16 protein-coding genes and 1 tRNA gene are annotated in these 18475 nt (G+C 63.5%); 5 read left to right on the top strand and 12 right to left on the bottom strand.

The genetic code is table 11. From position 1 onward, the window contains the following. Both DI606_RS04695 and DI606_RS04690 read right to left on the bottom strand, forming a co-directional pair. Nucleotides 1-1026, bottom strand: a complete 1026-nt coding sequence (locus DI606_RS04695; RefSeq protein ID WP_293980182.1) for an aspartate-semialdehyde dehydrogenase — start codon at nt 1024-1026, stop codon at nt 1-3. A gap of 114 nt (nt 1027-1140) precedes the next feature. Next, a complete protein-coding gene (locus DI606_RS04690) occupies nt 1141-3360 on the bottom strand; it encodes a S9 family peptidase (protein ID WP_293980216.1) in 2220 nt (739 codons plus the stop codon). Between the two features lie 260 nt (nt 3361-3620). Between DI606_RS04690 and DI606_RS04685 the strand changes: the two genes are divergently transcribed. Next, nucleotides 3621-3869, top strand: coding sequence for a hypothetical protein (locus tag DI606_RS04685; RefSeq protein ID WP_293980180.1), 249 nt, complete (start codon nt 3621-3623; stop codon nt 3867-3869). Nucleotides 3870-3968: 99 nt separating this feature from the next. Here the strand turns inward: DI606_RS04685 and DI606_RS04680 are convergent. Both DI606_RS04680 and DI606_RS04675 read right to left on the bottom strand, forming a co-directional pair. Further along, nucleotides 3969-4043, bottom strand: a tRNA-Val gene (locus tag DI606_RS04680). Nucleotides 4044-4115: 72 nt separating this feature from the next. Beyond that, entirely contained in the window at nt 4116-4304 is a 189-nt protein-coding gene (locus DI606_RS04675) for a hypothetical protein (RefSeq protein WP_293980179.1), read from the bottom strand. Between the two features lie 177 nt (nt 4305-4481). On the opposite strand from DI606_RS04675, the gene hslV reads away from it, so the two are divergent. Further along, nucleotides 4482-5048, top strand: a complete 567-nt coding sequence (gene hslV / locus DI606_RS04670; protein ID WP_293980177.1) for an ATP-dependent protease subunit HslV — start codon at nt 4482-4484, stop codon at nt 5046-5048. A gap of 28 nt (nt 5049-5076) precedes the next feature. Continuing rightward, nucleotides 5077-6378 (top strand): ATP-dependent protease ATPase subunit HslU, encoded by a 1302-nt coding sequence (gene hslU, locus DI606_RS04665; RefSeq protein ID WP_293980176.1) that lies wholly within the window; start codon nt 5077-5079, stop codon nt 6376-6378. 39 nt (nt 6379-6417) lie between these two features. On the opposite strand, the gene proS is transcribed toward hslU, so the two are convergent. Beyond that, on the bottom strand, nt 6418-7944 hold the full coding sequence (proS, locus tag DI606_RS04660; RefSeq protein WP_293980174.1) for a proline--tRNA ligase: 1527 nt from the start codon (nt 7942-7944) through the stop codon (nt 6418-6420). A gap of 88 nt (nt 7945-8032) precedes the next feature. After that, entirely contained in the window at nt 8033-8608 is a 576-nt protein-coding gene (phaR, locus tag DI606_RS04655; RefSeq protein WP_293980172.1) for a polyhydroxyalkanoate synthesis repressor PhaR, read from the bottom strand. 121 nt (nt 8609-8729) lie between these two features. On the opposite strand from phaR, the gene DI606_RS04650 reads away from it, so the two are divergent. Next, a complete protein-coding gene (locus DI606_RS04650) occupies nt 8730-9695 on the top strand; it encodes an alpha/beta fold hydrolase (protein WP_293980170.1) in 966 nt (321 codons plus the stop codon). Between the two features lie 49 nt (nt 9696-9744). Beyond that, nucleotides 9745-10917, top strand: a complete 1173-nt coding sequence (locus tag DI606_RS04645; RefSeq protein ID WP_293980169.1) for an acetyl-CoA C-acetyltransferase — start codon at nt 9745-9747, stop codon at nt 10915-10917. A gap of 54 nt (nt 10918-10971) precedes the next feature. Here DI606_RS04645 and DI606_RS04640 read toward each other — a convergent pair whose 3' ends face one another. From DI606_RS04640 to scpA, 6 genes are all read right to left on the bottom strand, one after another. After that, nucleotides 10972-11118: a DUF2256 domain-containing protein gene (locus DI606_RS04640; protein WP_293980167.1), complete on the bottom strand. Its 147-nt coding sequence runs from the start codon at nt 11116-11118 to the stop codon at nt 10972-10974. Nucleotides 11119-11198: 80 nt separating this feature from the next. Next, nucleotides 11199-12788: an MFS transporter gene (locus tag DI606_RS04635; protein WP_293980165.1), complete on the bottom strand. Its 1590-nt coding sequence runs from the start codon at nt 12786-12788 to the stop codon at nt 11199-11201. Between the two features lie 120 nt (nt 12789-12908). Beyond that, entirely contained in the window at nt 12909-14909 is a 2001-nt protein-coding gene (locus tag DI606_RS04630) for an acetyl/propionyl/methylcrotonyl-CoA carboxylase subunit alpha (RefSeq protein WP_293980163.1), read from the bottom strand. Between the two features lie 48 nt (nt 14910-14957). Next, nucleotides 14958-15311, bottom strand: coding sequence for a lysozyme inhibitor LprI family protein (locus DI606_RS04625; RefSeq protein WP_293980161.1), 354 nt, complete (start codon nt 15309-15311; stop codon nt 14958-14960). Then, nucleotides 15308-16309: a biotin synthase BioB gene (gene bioB, locus DI606_RS04620; protein WP_293980159.1), complete on the bottom strand. Its 1002-nt coding sequence runs from the start codon at nt 16307-16309 to the stop codon at nt 15308-15310. Before bioB ends, DI606_RS04625 begins: the two co-directional genes overlap by 4 nt. After that, nucleotides 16306-18474, bottom strand: a complete 2169-nt coding sequence (gene scpA, locus DI606_RS04615; RefSeq protein WP_293980157.1) for a methylmalonyl-CoA mutase — start codon at nt 18472-18474, stop codon at nt 16306-16308. Before scpA ends, bioB begins: the two co-directional genes overlap by 4 nt. Nucleotide 18475 lies beyond the last annotated feature (1 nt).

Below are 18475 nucleotides of genomic sequence, written 5' to 3'. Positions count from 1 at the left end.
TCAGCCCTTCTTGAGGTGACGGCGGCCCAGCAGTTCCGCGATCTGCACCGCGTTCAACGCCGCGCCCTTGCGCAGATTATCGCTGACGCACCACAGGTTGATGCCGTTGTCCACGGTCGAATCCTCCCGCACGCGGCTGATGAACGTCGCATAGTCGCCCACGCATTCGACCGGGGTCACATATCCGCCGTCCTCACGCTTGTCGATCAGCATGATGCCCGGCGCCTCGCGCAGGATGTCCTGCGCTTCCTTGGCCGAAATCTCGTTCTCGAACTCGATGTTGATCGCTTCGGAATGGCCGACGAATACAGGCACGCGCACGCATGTCGCCGTGACCTTGACCTTGGGATCGAGGATCTTCTTGGTTTCCGCGACCATCTTCCATTCTTCCTTGGTCGAACCGTCGTCCAGGAACACGTCGATATGCGGGATCACGTTGAAGGCGATCTGCTTGGTGAATTTCTTGGGCTCGGCCGGGTCGCCGACGAAGATGTTGCGGCTCTGCTCGAACAACTCGTCCATGCCCGCCTTGCCCGCGCCGGACACCGACTGGTAGGTTGCGACGACGACGCGCTTGATCTTTGCGGCATCATGCAACGGCTTCAACGCCACGACCATCTGCGCGGTCGAGCAGTTGGGGTTGGCGATGATGTTCTTCTTCTTGTAGCCGTCGATGGCGTCCGGATTCACTTCCGGGACCACCAGCGGCACGTCCGGGTCCATGCGATAGAGCGACGAATTGTCGATCACCACGCACCCGGCTGCTGCCGCCTTGGGCGCATATTCCGCCGTCGGGCCGCTGCCCGCCGCGAACAGGGCGATGTCCCACCCGGTGAAATCGAAATGTTCGATGTTCCTGCATTTGAGCATCTTGCCGGTTTCACCGAATTCGATTTCGGTGCCGTGCGACCGGGGCGAAGCGACTGCCGCGATCTCGTCAATCGGGAACTCGCGCTCGGCGAGAATGGTCAGCATCTCGCGGCCCACATTCCCGGTGGCTCCCACGACGACGACCTTATAACCCATGACAATAAACTCCACTCAAATGCAATGATCTGCGGGGCCGGCGCATAGCGCCCTTGCGCCATTTGTCCAGACACATGCGCTTTGTTGCGTCCAACCCCGCCTATTTATGTGTTTTTATTGCGCGTCAGGGGCCGTCCCGTGCCGCGCCAGAAACCCCTCGATCGTGCGCCAGAGGTGAACGCTGATCTTAGGCCCGCCCACCCGGTGCGTCTGGCCGGGATAGACCATCAACTCGAACGGCACGGCCGCCCCCTGCATCTTGGCCATCAGGGCGGTGGAATTGTCGAACACCACATTGTCGTCCGACATGCCATGGATCAGGAGCAGTGGATCGCTGATCCTGACGGCGTCGTCCACCGCGTCCGAAGCGGGATAGGCGCTGGCCTTGTCCTGCGGTTGGCCCAGATAGCGCTCGGTATAATGGGTATCGTAATATTCCCATTTCGTCACCGGCGCGCCTGATATGGCGGCGGAAAAGACCCCCGGCGCCTTCTCCAGCAGCTTGAGCGACATATAACCTCCGTAGGACCAGCCATAGGTCGCGATCCGCTTGGGATCGACGAAGGGCTGGGCCTTCAGCCACTCGACACCCTTCAGCTGATCTTCGACTTCCACCGTTCCCATCGCGCGATAGATCTGGTCCTCGAACGCCTTGCCGCGATCGGGCGTGCCGCGATTGTCGATGGAAAAGACGATCCATCCCTTGTCCACCAGATACTGGTTCAGCGCGCCCGACCATGTGTTCGTCACCTGACGTCCGGCGCCCGGCCCGCCATAATGGATCATGAACACGGGATAGCGCTTCCCCGGTTGCAGCGGCGGGGTCATCATCCTTGTATAAAGCGTCGATCCGTCGCTGGCCTTCACCGTGCCGAAGGTCGTCTTCGCATGGCTTTGAAGATAGGGCGCATAGGGATGATCGCCCGTCAGCGCGTTCTGCGACAGCCATTGCATCTGCTTGCCCGTGGCGTCGGCAAGGTAGACCTGCTTTGGCTGGTCCGTATTCTGCCGCGTGACGACCACGCGGGTGGCGGCGCGGTCCATCACCGCATCGTTCCACCAGCCCTGCTGCGTCAGCGTGCGCGCCTTTTCCGGCTTGGCGAGCGACGTCATATAGAGTTGCTGCTCCAGCGGGGTTTCCCGGTTGCCGGTAAAGTAGACCAGGCCCTTGGCCTCATCCACGCCGACCACGTCGCGCACTTCCCACGCGCCGCTCGTCAGTGCGGTCCACCTGCCGTCCTTGACGCGATAGAGATGCCCATGGCCCGACTTTTCCGACCACCAAAGGAAGCTGCCGTCCTTAAGGGCGTGGAAATTGTTGGACAGGTTGATCCAGCTTTTCGCGCTTTCGCTCAGCACCGTCTTCGCTTGCCCCGTCGCCGGGTCCACCGCCAGCAGATCGAGCCGCTTCTGGTCGCGGGTCTCCCGCTGCACATAAAGAGTGCGCCCGTCCGCCGACCAGTCGACCCGCGCCACGTAGATGTCCCGATCCGGCCCCAGATCGACCTTCACCTGGCCCGAACCGTCCGGGCGCATGACGTAGAGGTCGACGATGGCGTTGGGCGTCCCGGCAGCGGGATAGCGTTGGGTATAGACCTTCGTCCCTTCGCCGCCGATAACGGTGCGGGTGACAGTGCCGACCGGGCTTTCGTCGACGCGGGCGACGGCGATCCGTGCGTCACCGGGCGACCACCAATATCCGGTACGGCGGTCCATTTCCTCCTGCGCCACGAACTCGGCGACGCCCCAGCTTACCGTATCGCTGGCACCCTGCGTCAACTGGCGCTCCTTGCCGCCCATCGGCTGCACGAATAGGTTTCCGCCACGTACGTAGGAGACGAAGCCGCCCTTGGGGCTGACGACGCCGTTCAGTTCCCCATCGGGCGTATCGGTCAGCCGCGTGACCTTGCCGTCCAGCCCGGCAAGGTAGAGGTCGCCATCGACCGGCACCAATATGCTTTTCCCATCCGGGGACCAGTCATAGGTCGCGATCCCGGTGCTGCCCGCGACCGAACGATCCCGCTCCCGCTGCATCTTTTCCGCTTCGGAAAGGTCGGCGCCGCTGCCCGTCTTCTTGGAATCGACCAGCATCCGTTCCTGCCCGGTCTGCGTGTCGATTGCCCAGAGGTCGAGCCGCTCTTTTTCGTCCGCCCGGGGCTTCAGCAGCGTCACGAGCGATCCGTCCGGCGACAATTTGAGCGCGCGGGGCTGCGGCCCGGCAAGGTCGGGGCTGGCGAACACGCGCTCCAGCGTCAACGTCGGCTGCCCCTGCGCGACGGTAGGGATCGCCCCCATCAGCATAAGCGCCGAACCGGCTTTCCAATAAGAGGACATCGTCATCCTTTCCGCGCGGCCCGACGCCGCAAATCACCCGCGCAGGCTTAGCGCGAGGAGACGGAAAAGATCAAGGAAGAGAAATATTATGTCTTCAACCGCGCTAAAAATCGCCGGTGGCAACGAACCACCCTCGACGCGGAGCAGCATTTGTAAACAACAACTAACCAAACGATAATAAACTGTTTCTAGGACCTTTTTCGTTTCTTTTTGCGGTCTTTTCCTCAGGATGCAGCGCGAGAGGGGAAAAGGAGTACGACATGAAAATCAAAATGCTAGGATATTTATCAGTCGCTGCGGCGCTCTGTTTCCCTAATTTTGCAAGTGGCCAAACTTCAGAAGAATGGGAGCAAATGGACGCGGCTTATTTGGCTTGCAAAGAGCGCTTCATCCGCGACCGCTTTGGAGACGATAACCTTGCATCCCAGTATTGCTACCCGCTGATATACAGCCATGAATATTCGGGCGGCGATTACAAAGGCAAGTATCCTTCTAATCCATTCAATTGATAAAATCCTGCCCCGCTCCTCGCGAGTGGGGCAGGGGCATGTTAGGCATAAGGTATGTGCGGTAATAATTAATAGCCATTCACCATCAACCGCAGTTGATGGTGGGCGCGACAGGGATTGAACCTGTGACCCCACCCGTGTGAAGGGTGTGCTCTACCGCTGAGCTACGCGCCCCCTGTAAGGAGGAGGCGGCCATTGGCATCGCGCGGGATCGCTGTCAAGCGATCAGGGCAAAATTCCCGCCGCTTATTGCACCGCACGCAGAACGGGCGCGCTGTCGCGCGTCAAGCGCACACCGTCGCAATCCGGCCCACCGCAACTGCATGCCTCGATCAGGTAGCGCACGCCGCACATCACCAGAACCTCGTCGTCGAAGCTGTAATTGGAAATCCCCGCGCGCTCGACCTTTTCCTGAGCCATCGATTTCAGAGTCACGCGTCGCACTCCATCTCGTCACATATCCTTCATGATCCGTTGTGCACCGCACAATGTCAATCGTCGCCGGTTTGTTCCGCCGTGCCAGATCGCGGATCCACCCCGGATAGCGCACGGCCCGCCTCCGCCCCGGCCTTCGTCTTGCAGCGCCGACCCCTTGGTCCCATATGCCGCGCCATGAACAACCCATCTTCGTCCGCCATGCCCGTCTGGCATGGCACCACCATCATGTCGGCCCGCAAGAACGGAAAGGTCGTCGTCGCTGGCGACGGTCAGGTTTCGATGGGTCAGACCGTTATGAAGCCCAACGCTCGCAAGGTGCGCCGCCTGCATGACGGATCGGTCATCGGCGGCTTTGCTGGGGCGACCGCCGACGCCTTCACCTTGTTCGAGCGTCTGGAAGCCAAGCTGGAGCGGCACAACGGCCAGTTGATGCGGGCCGCAGTCGAACTCGCAAAGGACTGGCGCACCGACAAATATCTCCGCAATCTGGAAGCGATGATGATCGTTGCCGACAAGGATGTGACATTGATCCTGACCGGCAACGGTGACGTGCTGGAACCCGTGGGCGGGGTCGCGGCAATCGGATCGGGCGGCAACTTCGCGCTCGCCGCCGCGCGCGCGCTGGTCGATTACGAGCAGGACGCCGAAACGCTGGCGCGCAAGGCGATGGCCGTCGCTGCCGACATCTGCGTCTATACCAACGACCAGCTGACCGTCGAAACGCTCGACAGCGCCGCCTGACGCCCCCCCTCCCTTCGGGACAAGACTTATGAACGACAATCTCACGCCCAAAGCCATCGTCGCGGCGCTCGATGCGCACATCATCGGCCAGCAGGACGCCAAGCGCGCCGTCGCGGTTGCGCTGCGCAACCGCTGGCGCCGCCAGCACCTGTCCGCCGATCTGCGTGACGAAGTGACGCCCAAGAACATCCTGATGATCGGCCCGACCGGGTGCGGCAAGACGGAGATCAGCCGCCGTCTCGCCAAACTCGCCGACGCCCCCTTCGTGAAGGTCGAAGCCACCAAGTTCACCGAAGTCGGCTATGTCGGCCGCGATGTCGAACAGATCGTGCGCGATCTGGTCGAGGAGGCCGTGCGCCTCGAAAAGGACCGTCGCCGCGAAGCGGTGCGCGAAGCCGCTTCGGAAGCCGCAATGTCGCGCTTGCTCGACGCGCTCACCGGCAAGGAAGCGAGCGAAGCCACGCGCCTGTCCTTCCGGCAGCGGATCGAAGGCAACCAGATGAACGATGTCGAGGTCGAGGTGGAAGTCGCCGACAGCCCGTCGATGCCGATGGAAATTCCCGGCATGGGCGGTCAGGTCGGCATGATCAACCTGTCCGACATGATGTCGAAAGCGTTCGGCCAGACCCAGAAGAAGCGTCGCAAGATGCGCGTCGCCGAAGCCTGGGACAAGCTGGTGGAAGAAGAGCAGGACAAGCGGCTCGATCAGGACGATGTCGCGCGCGTCGCTATCGCCAGCGCCGAGCAGAACGGCATCGTCTTCCTCGACGAGATCGACAAGATTGCGGTCAGCGACGTGCGCGGCGGTTCCGTCAGTCGGGAGGGCGTGCAGCGCGACCTCCTTCCCTTGATCGAGGGTACGACGGTTGCGACCAAATATGGTCCGCTCAAGACCGACCATATTCTCTTCATCGCGTCCGGCGCGTTCCATGTCGCCAAACCCAGCGACCTGCTCCCCGAACTCCAGGGACGGCTGCCGATCCGCGTGGAGCTGAAGGCGCTGACCGAGGAGGATTTCGTCGCGATCCTTTCCGACACGAAGGCCAGCCTCGTTACGCAGTATCGCGCGCTTCTCGCGACTGAGGAGGTGACGATAGACCTGACGACGGACGGCATCCGCGCGGTCGCGAAGATCGCGGCGGAAGTGAATGGCGAGGTCGAAAATATCGGTGCCCGCCGCCTTCAGACGGTGATGGAAAAGCTGCTGGAGGATGTGAGCTTCGACGCTGAGGATCGCCGCGGCGAAACGCTGGTGATCGATGCAGACTATGTGGAAAAGCAGTTGAGCGCCGTGGCGCGCGACACCGACCTCAGCAAATATGTGCTGTAAGCGGCCCGGCCCCGGTCGATGCCGGGGCCGGACGCGACGTCAATAGCTTCGCCCGACCAGCACCCGCTCGACCGCTTTCCCCCCGGTGAAGATGCACGTTCCGTCCGCCGTCGCGGCGTCCAGCGGCACGTTGCGCAGGGTGAGCTTCTCGCCCTTGAGCCACTGCACCACCTTGTCCAAAGCCTCGCCGGTCGGCTTGCTCCACTGAACCAGCGCCCAGCCGGGCTTTGCGCTGGCCTTGAAATGTGCCTTGAGCCCTTCGATGTCGCCGATAGAGGCATCGATATTGCCGTCCAGCCGCGCCTTGGCATCGGCGAAGAGCGCCCCCTGGATATCCTCCAGCATGGCGACCGCGCTCTCGACGAACTCCGTTTTTGCGACGATCCGGCTGTCGAGCTTGCCATCCTCGCGGTAGAGGCGGTCGCGGCGAATGACGGACAGGTTGCCGCCTGCGACATCGCGGCCGCCCACTTCGATCACGATCGGCGCGCCCTTCTTGACCCAGCCCCAGCGCTTGGTCGCCGCCTTCGCCGGGCGCTTGTCCAGCAGCACGCGCACCGGCTCCCGGAAAGCGTCCAGTTCGCCCAACGCCGCCACCAGTTCGTCGCAGTAATCGAGGATCGCCCGATCCTCGTCCGTGTCGCGGAGCATCGGCACCACGACAATCTGATACGGCGCGACCCTGGGCGGCACGCGCAGGCCGTCGTCGTCGCCATGCACCATGATGAGGCCGCCGATCATGCGGGTCGACACGCCCCAGCTGGTCGTCTGCGCCAGTTCCTGGCTGCCCTCGGCATTCTGGAAACGGATATTCTGGGCTGACGAAAAGGTCGTGCCCAGAAAATGCGACGTGCCCGCCTGAAGCGCCTTGCCGTCCTGCATCATCGCTTCGATCGAATAGGTTGCCACCGCGCCGGGGAACCGCTCATTCTCCGGCTTCTCGCCCGCCACGACCGGCAGCGCGATGCACTCTTCGGCGAAGCTGCGATAGACTTCCAGCATCTTGAGCGTCTCTTCCATCGCCTCGTCCACCGTGGCGTGCGCGGTATGCCCTTCCTGCCACAGAAACTCAGCGGTGCGCAGGAACATGCGCGTGCGCATTTCCCAACGGACGACGTTGGCCCACTGGTTGATCAGTACCGGCAAATCGCGCCAGGACTGCACCCATCGGCTGAACGCTGCGCCGATGACCGTTTCGGACGTCGGGCGCACGACCAGCGGTTCTTCCAGCTTCGCTTCGGGATCGGGGATCATCTTCCCGTCCTTCTGGATCAGCCGGTGATGAGTGACGACCGCCATTTCCTTGGCGAAGCCATCGACATGCTCGGCTTCCTTTTCGAAATAGGAGAGCGGGATGAACAGCGGGAAATAGCAATTTTCATGCCCCGTCGCCTTGATCCGTTCGTCGAGCAGCTTCTGGATACGTTCCCAGATGCCGTATCCCCACGGGCGGATGACCATGCATCCGCGCACGCCGCTTTCCTCGGCCATGTCGGCTTCCGCAATGACGGCCTGATACCAGGCGGCGAAATCCTGTTCGCGGGTGACGGAAAGGGCATGTTTCACAGGATGGCAACCTTGATCTCAGGACAAAAAAGATGGCGCGCCATAGGCCAGACGCGCCACCTGTGTCGACTCTTTGGGTGGGGGAAGGTCAGCTCAGCTTGTCGATCTTGGCATTCAGGGCCGCAAGCTGCGCCTTCAGGTCGTTAATCTCATCGTCCTTGCTGCCGTCCGAGGCGGGGGCGGCAGGCGTAGGCATGCCCGGCATCCCCGGCACGCCGTTGCCGAATGCGCTCGCCGCGGCTTCGAACATCTGCATGTTGCGCTTGGCGATCTCCGCCAGCGGGCCGCCGCCGAACGCGCCCTTCATCGCTTCCTGGAACTGCTGCTGGTTCTTGCGGAACGCGTCCATCGACGCCTCGAGATATTGCGGCACCATCGATTGCATGGAATCGCCATACATCGCGATCAACTGGCGCAGGAAATTGACCGGCAGCATGTTCTTGCCACGCTGCTCTTCCTCCATGATGATGTGGGTCAGGACATTATGGGTGATATCCTCGCCGGTCTTGGCGTCGACCACCGTGAATTCGCGCCCCTCGCGCGTCATCTGGGACAATAGGTCGAGGGTGATGTAACTGGAGGTTTCGGTGTTATAGAGACGCCGGTTGGCGTACTTCTTGATGACGACCGGCTCCGATTGATTGGCGGTCTTGGATTTGGTCATGCATTCCTCTCCCTCACCTGCATCTTCCGCGATAGCACAAGGCGTTGCCGCACCGCAACATGGGCCACGCCCTTTACCCCTGTTCCTCAACATATTGTGGCGCGAGACGGAAGGCGATCCCATGCTGCGGCAAAAGGCGCTGGCCGGCCTTCGCCGATATCAGGAAGCGATCCGCCCCCGCCCTGCCCCCGCACCTGCCTGCGCCGCGCAGGCAGGCCCTGCGCGCATGTTGCGTTTCGGCGAGGACAAAGGGCGTCATCCCGTTGTTTTCATTCCCTCGCTTATCAACCCGCCCGCCGTCCTCGACCTGTCCGAACAAAGGTCCATGCTGCGCCACATGGCTGCGGCAGGACATGACGCCTATCTCGTCGACTGGGGCGCACCCGGCGTGGAGGATGCGGCCCTCGGTCTCGACGGGCATGTGACGGAAAGGCTGCTTCCCCTCCTTGCCGCGCTGCCGCGTCCTCCCATCCTCGTGGGCTATTGCCTTGGGGGCAGCCTTGCGCTGGGAGCCGTCGGCGCAATCGCCGCCAGGGCGATCGCGACGATCGCGGCGCCGTGGCGGTTCGACGGTTTCAGGGCGGAAGATCGCGCGCTCGTCGCGAAACTCTGGCATGACGCAAGGCCGGTATGCGAGCGGCTGAACTATGTCCCGATGGAAGTGCTGCAATCGGGCTTCTGGGCGATGGACCCGGCACGCACCATTCGCAAATATGCGGCGTTCGCCGACATGGAGCCCGGTTCGCAGGGGGAAAACGCGTTCCTGACCGTCGAGGATTGGGCCAACCAGGGCGCGCCCCTCACCTTCGCGGCGGGACGGGACCTGTTCGACCTCTTCTATGCGGATAACGCCACGGGGCAGGGCCGCTGGCGCGTAAAGGGCAGGCAGGTCACCCCCGAAACCATCGGCATCCCCTCCCTCTCCATCGTCTCCACCACCGACCGCATCGTGCCCGCCGCCGCCGGGCCGGTGCTGGCCGAAGAACGCCGCCTCGCGCTCGGCCATGTGGGGATGGTGGTCGGCGGACGCGCTTGCGAGACGCTTTGGCAGCCGCTTTCCCTATGGCTTTCCAGCGTCGGCGGCTGATGCTATGTGCGCCTGCGAAGAGAAAATTCCAGATATGAGGATCAGGCACTTGTCAGACATCGTCATCATTGGCGCCAAGCGCACGCCCGTCGGCAGCTTCCTGGGCGCATTCGCGTCCACGCCCGCGCATGAGCTTGGCCGCCAGGCTATCCTCGCCGCGCTCGCGCAGGCGGGCGTCGCGCCGGAAGAGGTGGACGAGGTCATTCTGGGGCAGGTCCTCGCCGCGGGTCAGGGTCAAAATCCCGCGCGTCAGGCTGCCGTCAATGCAGGGATCCCGGTCGACCGTACCGCCATCGGCATCAACCAATTGTGCGGATCGGGCCTCCGCTCGGTCGCTCTGGCGGCCCAGGCGATCCGCAGCGGCGACGCGCGCATCATGATTGCCGGCGGGCAGGAAAGCATGTCCATGGCACCCCATGCGCAATTCCTGCGCGCTGGCGCGAAAATGGGCGCGGTCACCCTCTTCGATACGATGATCCATGACGGCCTGACCGATGCCTTCAACAATTATCACATGGGCGTCACTGCGGAAAATCTTGCGGAAAAATACCAGATCAGCCGTGAAGCGCAGGACGAATTCGCCGTCGGCAGCCAGAACAAGGCGTCCGCCGCCCGCGCATCGGGCCGCTTCAAGGACGAAATCGTTCCCGTCACCGTCAAGGGCCGCAAGGGCGACACCATCGTCGATACCGACGAATATATCCGCGATGGCGCGACCATCGAAGCCATGAGCGCTCTGAAACCCGCCTTCAAGAAGGACGGCACCGTCACCGCCGCCAACGCCAGCGGCATCAACGACGGCGCCGCCGCGCTGGTGCTGATGACCGCCGACGAAGCCGCCCGGCGCGGTTCGGTCGTCCTTGGCCGGATCGCGGGCTTCGCGACCTGCGGCGTAGACCCTTCGATCATGGGCATCGGTCCCGTTCCCGCCAGCCGCAAGGCGCTGGAGAAGGCGGGCTGGTCGGTCGCCGACCTCGACCTTATCGAGGCTAACGAGGCTTTCGCCGCACAGGCATTGTCGGTCGGGCAGGAAATGGGTTTCGACCCGGAAAAGCTCAACGTGAACGGCGGCGCGATCGCCATCGGCCATCCGATCGGCGCATCGGGCGCGCGCGTGCTGACCACCCTCCTCTACGAAATGGGCAAGCGCGACGCGAAGAAGGGGCTGGCCACGCTCTGCATCGGCGGCGGCATGGGTGTCGCCATGTGCATCGAACGCTGATCGCGGTCGTAGCATGACGGGGGGCCGCAGGTCGCAGGACCGGCGGCCCTTTTTCTATTGGCCCTTCGCGCGTCGGCACCGGTCGGAGCAATAGACGACATTTTCCCAGTCCCGCGCCCATTTCTTGCGCCAGGCGAAGGGCCGCCCGCATGCCGGGCATGTCTTGGTCGGCAGGTCGCGTTTCGCGACACCGTTCGGCATCAGTCCCGCTTTCGCCCGTTCACCGCGACACATCCTCCCTCATTCGTCGATGGGCTCGACGTCGCCTTGCCCGACAGCCCTTACGCGTCGAGCGGACGGCCCTTCGTTTCGGGCAGCGCGACGAGGCACGTCAACAGCGCCGCCGCCACCACCGCCAGCGTATACCACAGCCCCGCATAGGGATCGCCCGTCCGCGCCACGATATACTGGCTGACCAGCGGCAGGAATCCACCGAAATATCCGGTGCCGATATGATAGGGGATCGACAGCGAGGAATATCGAATGCGCGCGGGAAAATATTCCGACAACAGCGCCGCCACCGGCCCGTAGGTCGCGCCGGAAATACACCAGAGCAGCAGCATCGCCAGGAAGAGCAGCGCCGCGCGCGGCCAGTCCGGCGTCACCGTGCCGGTGGGATAGCCCGCCGCGCCCAGCGCCGCATCGAGACCGCCGGGCGTCAGGTCTGCTATCGCCATGCCGCCCACCGTCACCCCCGCCACATCCCCCGCGCGCTTGTCATAAGGAACGCCGCGCCTCGAAAAATGATCGAGCAGCTTGCCGCACGCGGTCGGTTGCACCTTGGCGAAGGGATCGAAGCGGCAATCCGGTCCGCTCACGACCACGGGCGCGCGCGCTGCCGCCTGTTCCAGCGCAGGGTTCGCGGTCGCCCCCATGAATTGATAGACCGGCAGCGCCAGCGCCAGCATCGCCGCATAGCCGATGATCACCGGCTTTCGCCGCCCCACTTTGTCGGATAGCCAGCCGAAGAAGATGAATGCGCCCATCCCCACAAAAGCGCTGCCCCCCACGATCGTCTGCGCCACGCCGGGCGCGACATGCAGCCCGCTCTGGAGGAAATAAAGCGCCTGAAACATCACGGTATAGGCGATGACGGTAAAGCCCGCCGCAATGCCGATCATCGCCACCAGCATTCGCCGGACGTTGCCCGGCGCTGAGAAGGCTTCGCGCAGGGGGTTCTTCGCCTGCGCGCCTGCCGCCTTCATCGCCAGAAACACCGGGCTCTCGCGCAGCATCAGGCGCATCCACAGCGAAACGGCGAGCAGCGCCAGCGAAAGGACGAAGGGGATACGCCACGCCCACGCATCCCACGCCGCCTCACCCACAACCGCCTGCGTAGCCACCACGACGATCAACGACAGGATGAACCCACCGATCACGCCGGCCTGGATGAAGCTCGTATAGAAACCGCGTTTACCCGCCGGTGCGTGTTCCGCGACATAGATCGCCGCCCCGCCATATTCGCCGCCCAGAGCCAGCCCCTGCGCGATGCGCAGCAGGATAAGGATGATGGGTGCCGCAACGCCGATGCTCGCGGCGGCGGGCGTCAACCCGACTCCCGCCGTCGCCAGGCCCATCAGGACGATGGTCGCAAGGAACGTGTATTTGCGACCCAGCCGGTCGCCCAGATATCCGAACAGCACAGCGCCCAGCGGGCGAAACGCGAACCCGATGGCGAAGCCCGCCAGCGTGTAGAGCAATTCGACGGTCGGATTGTCGGTAGGAAAGAAAGTCCGCCCGATGATGGGCGCAAGGACGCCGTAGATATAGAAATCATACCATTCGAACACGGTGCCCAGCGCGGACGCGGTGATGACCAACCGGTCCCGTCGCGCGTCCATCACATAATCGCCTGCCGCCGCTTCGCTCATCCTGCCCCCTGAACCGCGTCCATATGGCATTCTGACAGCCGCTATGCGCTCCGTCCAGCGCGCCATACGCAATGGCGAAAGCCGCGTCCCGCCCGCCTGGAACGGACGCGGCCTTCGATCCTATTCCAGTTCCAGGATCACCGCGTCGACCGGCAGGCTTTCGCCCTGCTTGGCCGACACGCTCTTGACCGTGCCAGCCTTGCCCGCGCGCAGGATATTTTCCATCTTCATCGCTTCGATGACCGCCAGCGGCTGGCCCACTTCGACCTTGTCGCCTTCCTTGACGTTCAGCGCGACCAGCAGGCCAGGCATGGGACAGATCAGGAAGCGCGACAGGTCCGGCGGCACCTTGTCGATCATATGCACCGCATGCTGCGCCGCATGGGCGGGCAGGATGCGCAGCTTATGGCTCGCACCATGCGCCGTCAGGACGAAGCCCGACCGCACCGGCGCGATCCGCACCGCGAGCCGATCGTCGCCGAACTCCGCTTCGATCAGGCGGTCGCCGGGCGTATATTCCAGCGCCATATCCACGGTTTCGCCGTCGACCGTCACGTCGTCGCCGTCGATCACGACATCGTGGACATGATCGTCGATCTTCACCTGCCACCCGGTCGGCGGAGCCAGCCGCTTGCCCAGCTGTCCCTCGATCCGGCGGGCGCGGTCCGCCTGCGCCATGGCGGCGAACGCGCCGATGGCCGACAGCCGCTTCACAAGGTCCGCCGACGCGGGCGCGCCCTTGAACCCTTCGGGATACTCCTCGGCGATGAAGCCGGTCGTGATGTTGCCCGAACGGAACCGCTCATGCTGCATCAGCGCCGATACGAAATCGATATTGTGGCCGGGTCCGTCGATCTCGAACCGGTCGAGTGCCTCGATCTGCTTGTCGATGGCCTCGATCCGGGTCGGCGCCCAGGTGATGAGCTTGGCGATCATCGGGTCGTAGAACATCGACACTTCGCCGCCTTCGGTCACGCCATCGTCCACGCGCACCTTCGCGCCCGTTCCGTCCGTGCCATCCTCGGGCGGATTGTAGCGGATCAGGCGCCCCGTCGACGGCAGGAAGCCGCGATAGGGATCTTCGGCATAGACGCGGTTCTCGATGGCCCAACCGTTGATCTTCACATCGGCCTGCGTGAAGGACAGCGCCTCGCCATTGGCGACGCGGATCATCTGTTCGACCAGATCCACGCCGGTGATCTCTTCGGTGACCGGATGTTCGACCTGAAGCCGCGTATTCATTTCGAGGAAGTAGAAACCGTCGCCGGTCTTGTCCTCGCCGCTGACGATCAGTTCGACCGTTCCCGCGCTGAAATAGCCGACCGCGCGCGCCAGGGCGACGCACTGTTCGCCCATCTTGCGCCGCATTTCGGGGCTGACGAAGGGCGAAGGGGCTTCCTCCACCACCTTCTGGTGGCGGCGCTGGATCGAACATTCGCGTTCGTTGAGGTAGACGATATTACCGTGCTGGTCGCCCAGCACCTGGATTTCGATATGGCGCGGGCTTTCGATGAACTTCTCGATGAACACGCGGTCGTCGCCGAAGGACGCCAGCCCTTCGCGCTTCGTCGCTTCGAACCCTTCGCGCACGTCCTGTTCGGAATAGGCAAGGCGCATGCCCTTGCCGCCGCCGCCCGCCGATGCCTTCATCATCACCGGGTAGCCGATTTCGTTGGAAATCTTCACCGCATGTTCGGTGTCGTCGATCACGCCGACATACCCTGGCACGACGTTGACGCCCGCTTCCTTCGCGAGCTTCTTCGACTCGATCTTGTCGCCCATCGCGGCAATCGCGTTGGCGGGCGGCCCGACGAAGACGATCCCTTCGGCGTCCAGCGCCTTGCGGAAGCTTTCCCGCTCGGACAGGAAGCCGTAGCCTGGGTGAACCGCGTCCGCCCCGGTCTGCTTGCACGCTTCGATGATCTTGTCCGCCAGCAGATAGGACTGCGCGGCGGGCGACGGGCCGATATGGACGGCTTCGTCCGCCATCAGCACATGCGGTGCGCGCGCGTCGGCATCGGAATAGACCGCCACGGTCTTGATGCCCATCTTCTTGGCCGTGCGCATGACGCGGCATGCGATCTCGCCACGGTTCGCGATCAGGATCTTGGTGATTGCCATTATCTGTCCTTGCCCCAGTCCATTCCTCTCGCCCATTTCAGGGCCGGTTCAACGCTGCCAGACCAGTGTCTGCAATTCCTTCGTGCGAAGATCGGTCAGCCGCGCCCTGCATTGCGCGACAGCCATCGGCTGCAACGAACCGCCTTCGAACTCCGCGCCTGCTATGATGCATTGCGCGTCGCGATATTTGAGCCACGCCCGCTGGCTGTCGAGCAGCTGCGCCGCAAAGCTTCCACCGCGCGCATCGCGGTTTTTCATATAGGGGTATGTGGTTTTCCACTGCCGGTTCATCGCCCCATCTGCGCGGGCATAATCCTGCCCGGCGCAGCGGTTCATGTCCGCCTGCGTCTGCGCATTCGCGCAGGACGTCGCTGCTGTGGCGGCGAGGAACAGCAGGATCACTCTGCTGCCTCCAGATGCCCGTGGGGCTGCGCCGCCATGGGCGTCATGCCCAGCTTGTTCAGCAGCGCCGCATCCTTGTCATCGCCCGCATTGGCCGCGGTCAGCAGCCTGTCGCCGGTGAAGATGCTGTTCGCCCCCGCCATGAAGCAGAGCGCCTGGCACGCCTCGCTCATACTCTCGCGACCGGCCGACAGCCGGACCATCGATTGCGGCATCACGATCCGCGCCACCGCGACCGTGCGTACGAACTCGACCTCGTCGATCTTCGCGAGCGGCGTGTCCTTCAGCATGTCGCCCAGCACGGTGCCTTCCACCGGCACCAGAGCGTTGATCGGAACGCTCTCGGGATGCGGCATGGTGGCGAGCGCATGGAGAAAACCGATGCGGTCGCTCCGCGTCTCGCCCATTCCCACGATCCCGCCGCAGCACACGTTGATGCCCGCGCTGCGCACATTCTCCAGCGTCTCGATCCGGTCGGCGAAGGTGCGCGTCGTGATGACGTTCGCGTAATTCTCGGGCGACGTGTCGATATTGTGGTTGTAATAATCGAGCCCGGCGTCGGCCAGCGTCCGCGCCTGCTTTTCGTCCAGCATTCCAAGGGTCATGCATGTTTCCATGCCCATGGCCCGCACGCCCTCGATCATGGCGACCAGCTTGGGCATGTCGCGTTCCTTGGGGTTGCGCCACGCGGCCCCCATGCAGAACCGGCCCGATCCATGATCCTTCGCCTGCGCAGCGGTTTGCAGCACTGCCTGCACATCCATCAGCTTGGTGGCCTTAAGGCCGCTGTCCGCCTCGGTCGATTGCGAACAATAGCCGCAATCCTCCGGGCACCCGCCGGTCTTGATCGACAGCAAGGTGGACAGTTGCACTTCGTTGCGCGGGAAACCGGCGCGATGGACGGACTGCGCTTCGAACATCAGGTCGTTGAACGGCAGGTCGAACAGAGCGGCGATTTCCTCGCGCGTCCAGTCGGTGCGGGGGGCATATTCTATCAAGCGGCTTCCTCCAGCCCGGCGGGGGGCATGTTGTGGCCGAGGAGGCGCAGCACATCGGCGGCGCATTCCACGACATTGGAGCCGGGTCCATAAATGCCCTGGACGCCCGCGTCACGGAGGAAGTCATAATCCTGCGGCGGGATCACACCGCCTGCGATCACCTTGATGTCGCTGCGGCCCTTGTCACGCAGTTGCTGGATCAGTTCGGGAATCAGCGTCTTGTGCCCCGCCGCGAGGCTGGACGCGCCCACCACGTCGACCTCGTTGCTGAGCGCCAGGACCACCGTTTCTTCGGGTGTCTGGAACAGCGGCCCCGAGACCACGTCGAATCCCATGTCGCCGAAGGCCGAAGCGATGACGTTGGCGCCCCGGTCGTGTCCATCCTGCCCCATCTTGGCTACAAGAATCTTGGGCCTACGACCGAGGCGCCGTTCGACGGCCTGCACGCCGTCGAGAACCTGTTTCCAGCGACTGTCATCCTGGTAGGGCGCGCCATAGACGCCCTTCACCGGCGTGGGCTGCGTGCCGTAACGCTGGAAGCTGTCCTCCATGGCAGAGGAGATTTCGCCCAACGTTGCGCGCGCCCTCGCCGCTTCGACCGCATGGGCGAGCAGATTGGTCTCGATGCTTTGCGGGGCCGCAGCCGCCTTGCGCAGCGCGTCGAGCGCCGCCTGGCACGCCTGTTCGTCCCGCTCCGCCTTCACCCGGTTGATGCGCGCGATCTGCGCCTCGCGCACCTTGCTGTTGTCGATGTCGAGCGTTTCGAGCAGATCCTCGTTCGCAAGGCGATATTTGTTGACGCCCACGATGACGTCCTCGCCCCGGTCGACGCGCGCCTGCCGTGCGGCTGCCGCCGTTTCGATCATCGCCTTGGGCCAGCCCGCCGCCACGGCCTTCGCCATGCCGCCGTCTTCCTCGACCCGGTCGATGATCTCCTGCGCGGCGTCGACCAGTTGCCGGGTCAGCGCCTCGACATAATAAGAGCCGCCCAGCGGATCGACGACGTTGCACATGCCCGTCTCTTCCTGGATCACGATCTGCGTGTTGCGGGCGATGCGGGCGGAAAAGTCGGTCGGCAGCGCAATCGCTTCGTCGAGCGCGTTGGTGTGCAGCGACTGGGTGCCGCCCAGCATCGCGGCCATCGCCTCGATGGTCGTGCGCATCACGTTGTTGTACGGGTCCTGCTCGGTCAGCGACACGCCGCTGGTCTGGCAGTGCGTGCGCAACATCTTGGACCGCTCGCTCTTCGCGCCCAGCTTCGTCATGGCACGATGCCACAGCACGCGCGCGGCGCGCAGCTTGGCGATTTCCATGAAGAAGTTCATGCCGATGGCGAAGAAGAAGGACAACCGCCCCGCGAAATTGTCAAGGTCAAGGCCCGATGCGACGCCGTAACGCGCATATTCGATGCCGTCGGCGATGGTGAAGGCCAGTTCCTGCACCTGCGTCGCGCCCGCTTCCTGCATATGATAGCCGGAAATGGAGATGCTGTTGAACTTGGGCATTTCGCGGCTGGTATAGCCGAAGATGTCCGAAATGATCCGCATCGACGGTTCGGGCGGGTAGATATAGGTGTTGCGGACCATGAACTCCTTGAGGATGTCGTTCTGAACCGTTCCGTCGAGCAGCTTGCGATCCACGCCCTGCTCCTCCCCCGCGACGATGAAGAAAGCGAGCACGGGGATGATCGCCCCGTTCATCGTCATGGACACCGACATCTTGTCGAGCGGGATGCCGTCGAACAGGATTTTCATGTCCTCGATCGTGTCGATCGCGACGCCTGCCTTGCCGACATCGCCCACCACGCGCGGATGGTCGCTGTCATAACCGCGATGAGTCGCAAGGTCGAAGGCGACCGACAGACCCTTCTGCCCGGCGGCAAGATTCCGGCGATAGAAAGCGTTGGATTCCTCGGCTGTCGAAAAGCCCGCATACTGGCGGATCGTCCAGGGCCGCCCCGCATACATCGATGCACGCACGCCGCGCGTGAAGGGCGCGAAGCCCGGCAGGCCCGGGTCGACCGTCACGTCCTCCGCCGTGTAGAGCGGCTTTACCGTGATGCCTTCGGGCGTTTCCCAGTGAAGATCCTTGCCCTTCACTTCCTTGGCGGCGGCGGCGGCCCATTGGTCCAGGGTCGGTCCGGCCTTGTTCGCGTCGTCGGTCATC

It is taken from the genome of Sphingobium sp. (assembly GCF_003248505.1).
Lineage (GTDB): Bacteria > Pseudomonadota > Alphaproteobacteria > Sphingomonadales > Sphingomonadaceae > Sphingobium.
This window is presented reverse-complemented; position numbering and strand designations above follow the sequence as displayed.

Bases quoted from the DNA above. Each gene is read 5' to 3' on its own strand.
- DI606_RS04695 (WP_293980182.1), bottom strand. From the start codon at position 1,026: ATGGGTTATAAGGTCGTCGTCGTGGGAGCCACCGGGAATGTGGGCCGC.
- DI606_RS04690 (WP_293980216.1), bottom strand. From the start codon at position 3,360: ATGTCCTCTTATTGGAAAGCCGGTTCGGCGCTTATGCTGATGGGGGCG.
- DI606_RS04685 (WP_293980180.1), top strand. From the start codon at position 3,621: ATGAAAATCAAAATGCTAGGATATTTATCAGTCGCTGCGGCGCTCTGT.
- hslV (WP_293980177.1), top strand. From the start codon at position 4,482: ATGAACAACCCATCTTCGTCCGCCATGCCCGTCTGGCATGGCACCACC.
- hslU (WP_293980176.1), top strand. From the start codon at position 5,077: ATGAACGACAATCTCACGCCCAAAGCCATCGTCGCGGCGCTCGATGCG.
- phaR (WP_293980172.1), bottom strand. From the start codon at position 8,608: ATGACCAAATCCAAGACCGCCAATCAATCGGAGCCGGTCGTCATCAAG.
- DI606_RS04650 (WP_293980170.1), top strand. From the start codon at position 8,730: ATGCTGCGGCAAAAGGCGCTGGCCGGCCTTCGCCGATATCAGGAAGCG.
- DI606_RS04640 (WP_293980167.1), bottom strand. From the start codon at position 11,118: ATGCCGAACGGTGTCGCGAAACGCGACCTGCCGACCAAGACATGCCCG.
- DI606_RS04635 (WP_293980165.1), bottom strand. From the start codon at position 12,788: ATGAGCGAAGCGGCGGCAGGCGATTATGTGATGGACGCGCGACGGGAC.
- DI606_RS04630 (WP_293980163.1), bottom strand. From the start codon at position 14,909: ATGGCAATCACCAAGATCCTGATCGCGAACCGTGGCGAGATCGCATGC.
- scpA (WP_293980157.1), bottom strand. From the start codon at position 18,474: ATGACCGACGACGCGAACAAGGCCGGACCGACCCTGGACCAATGGGCC.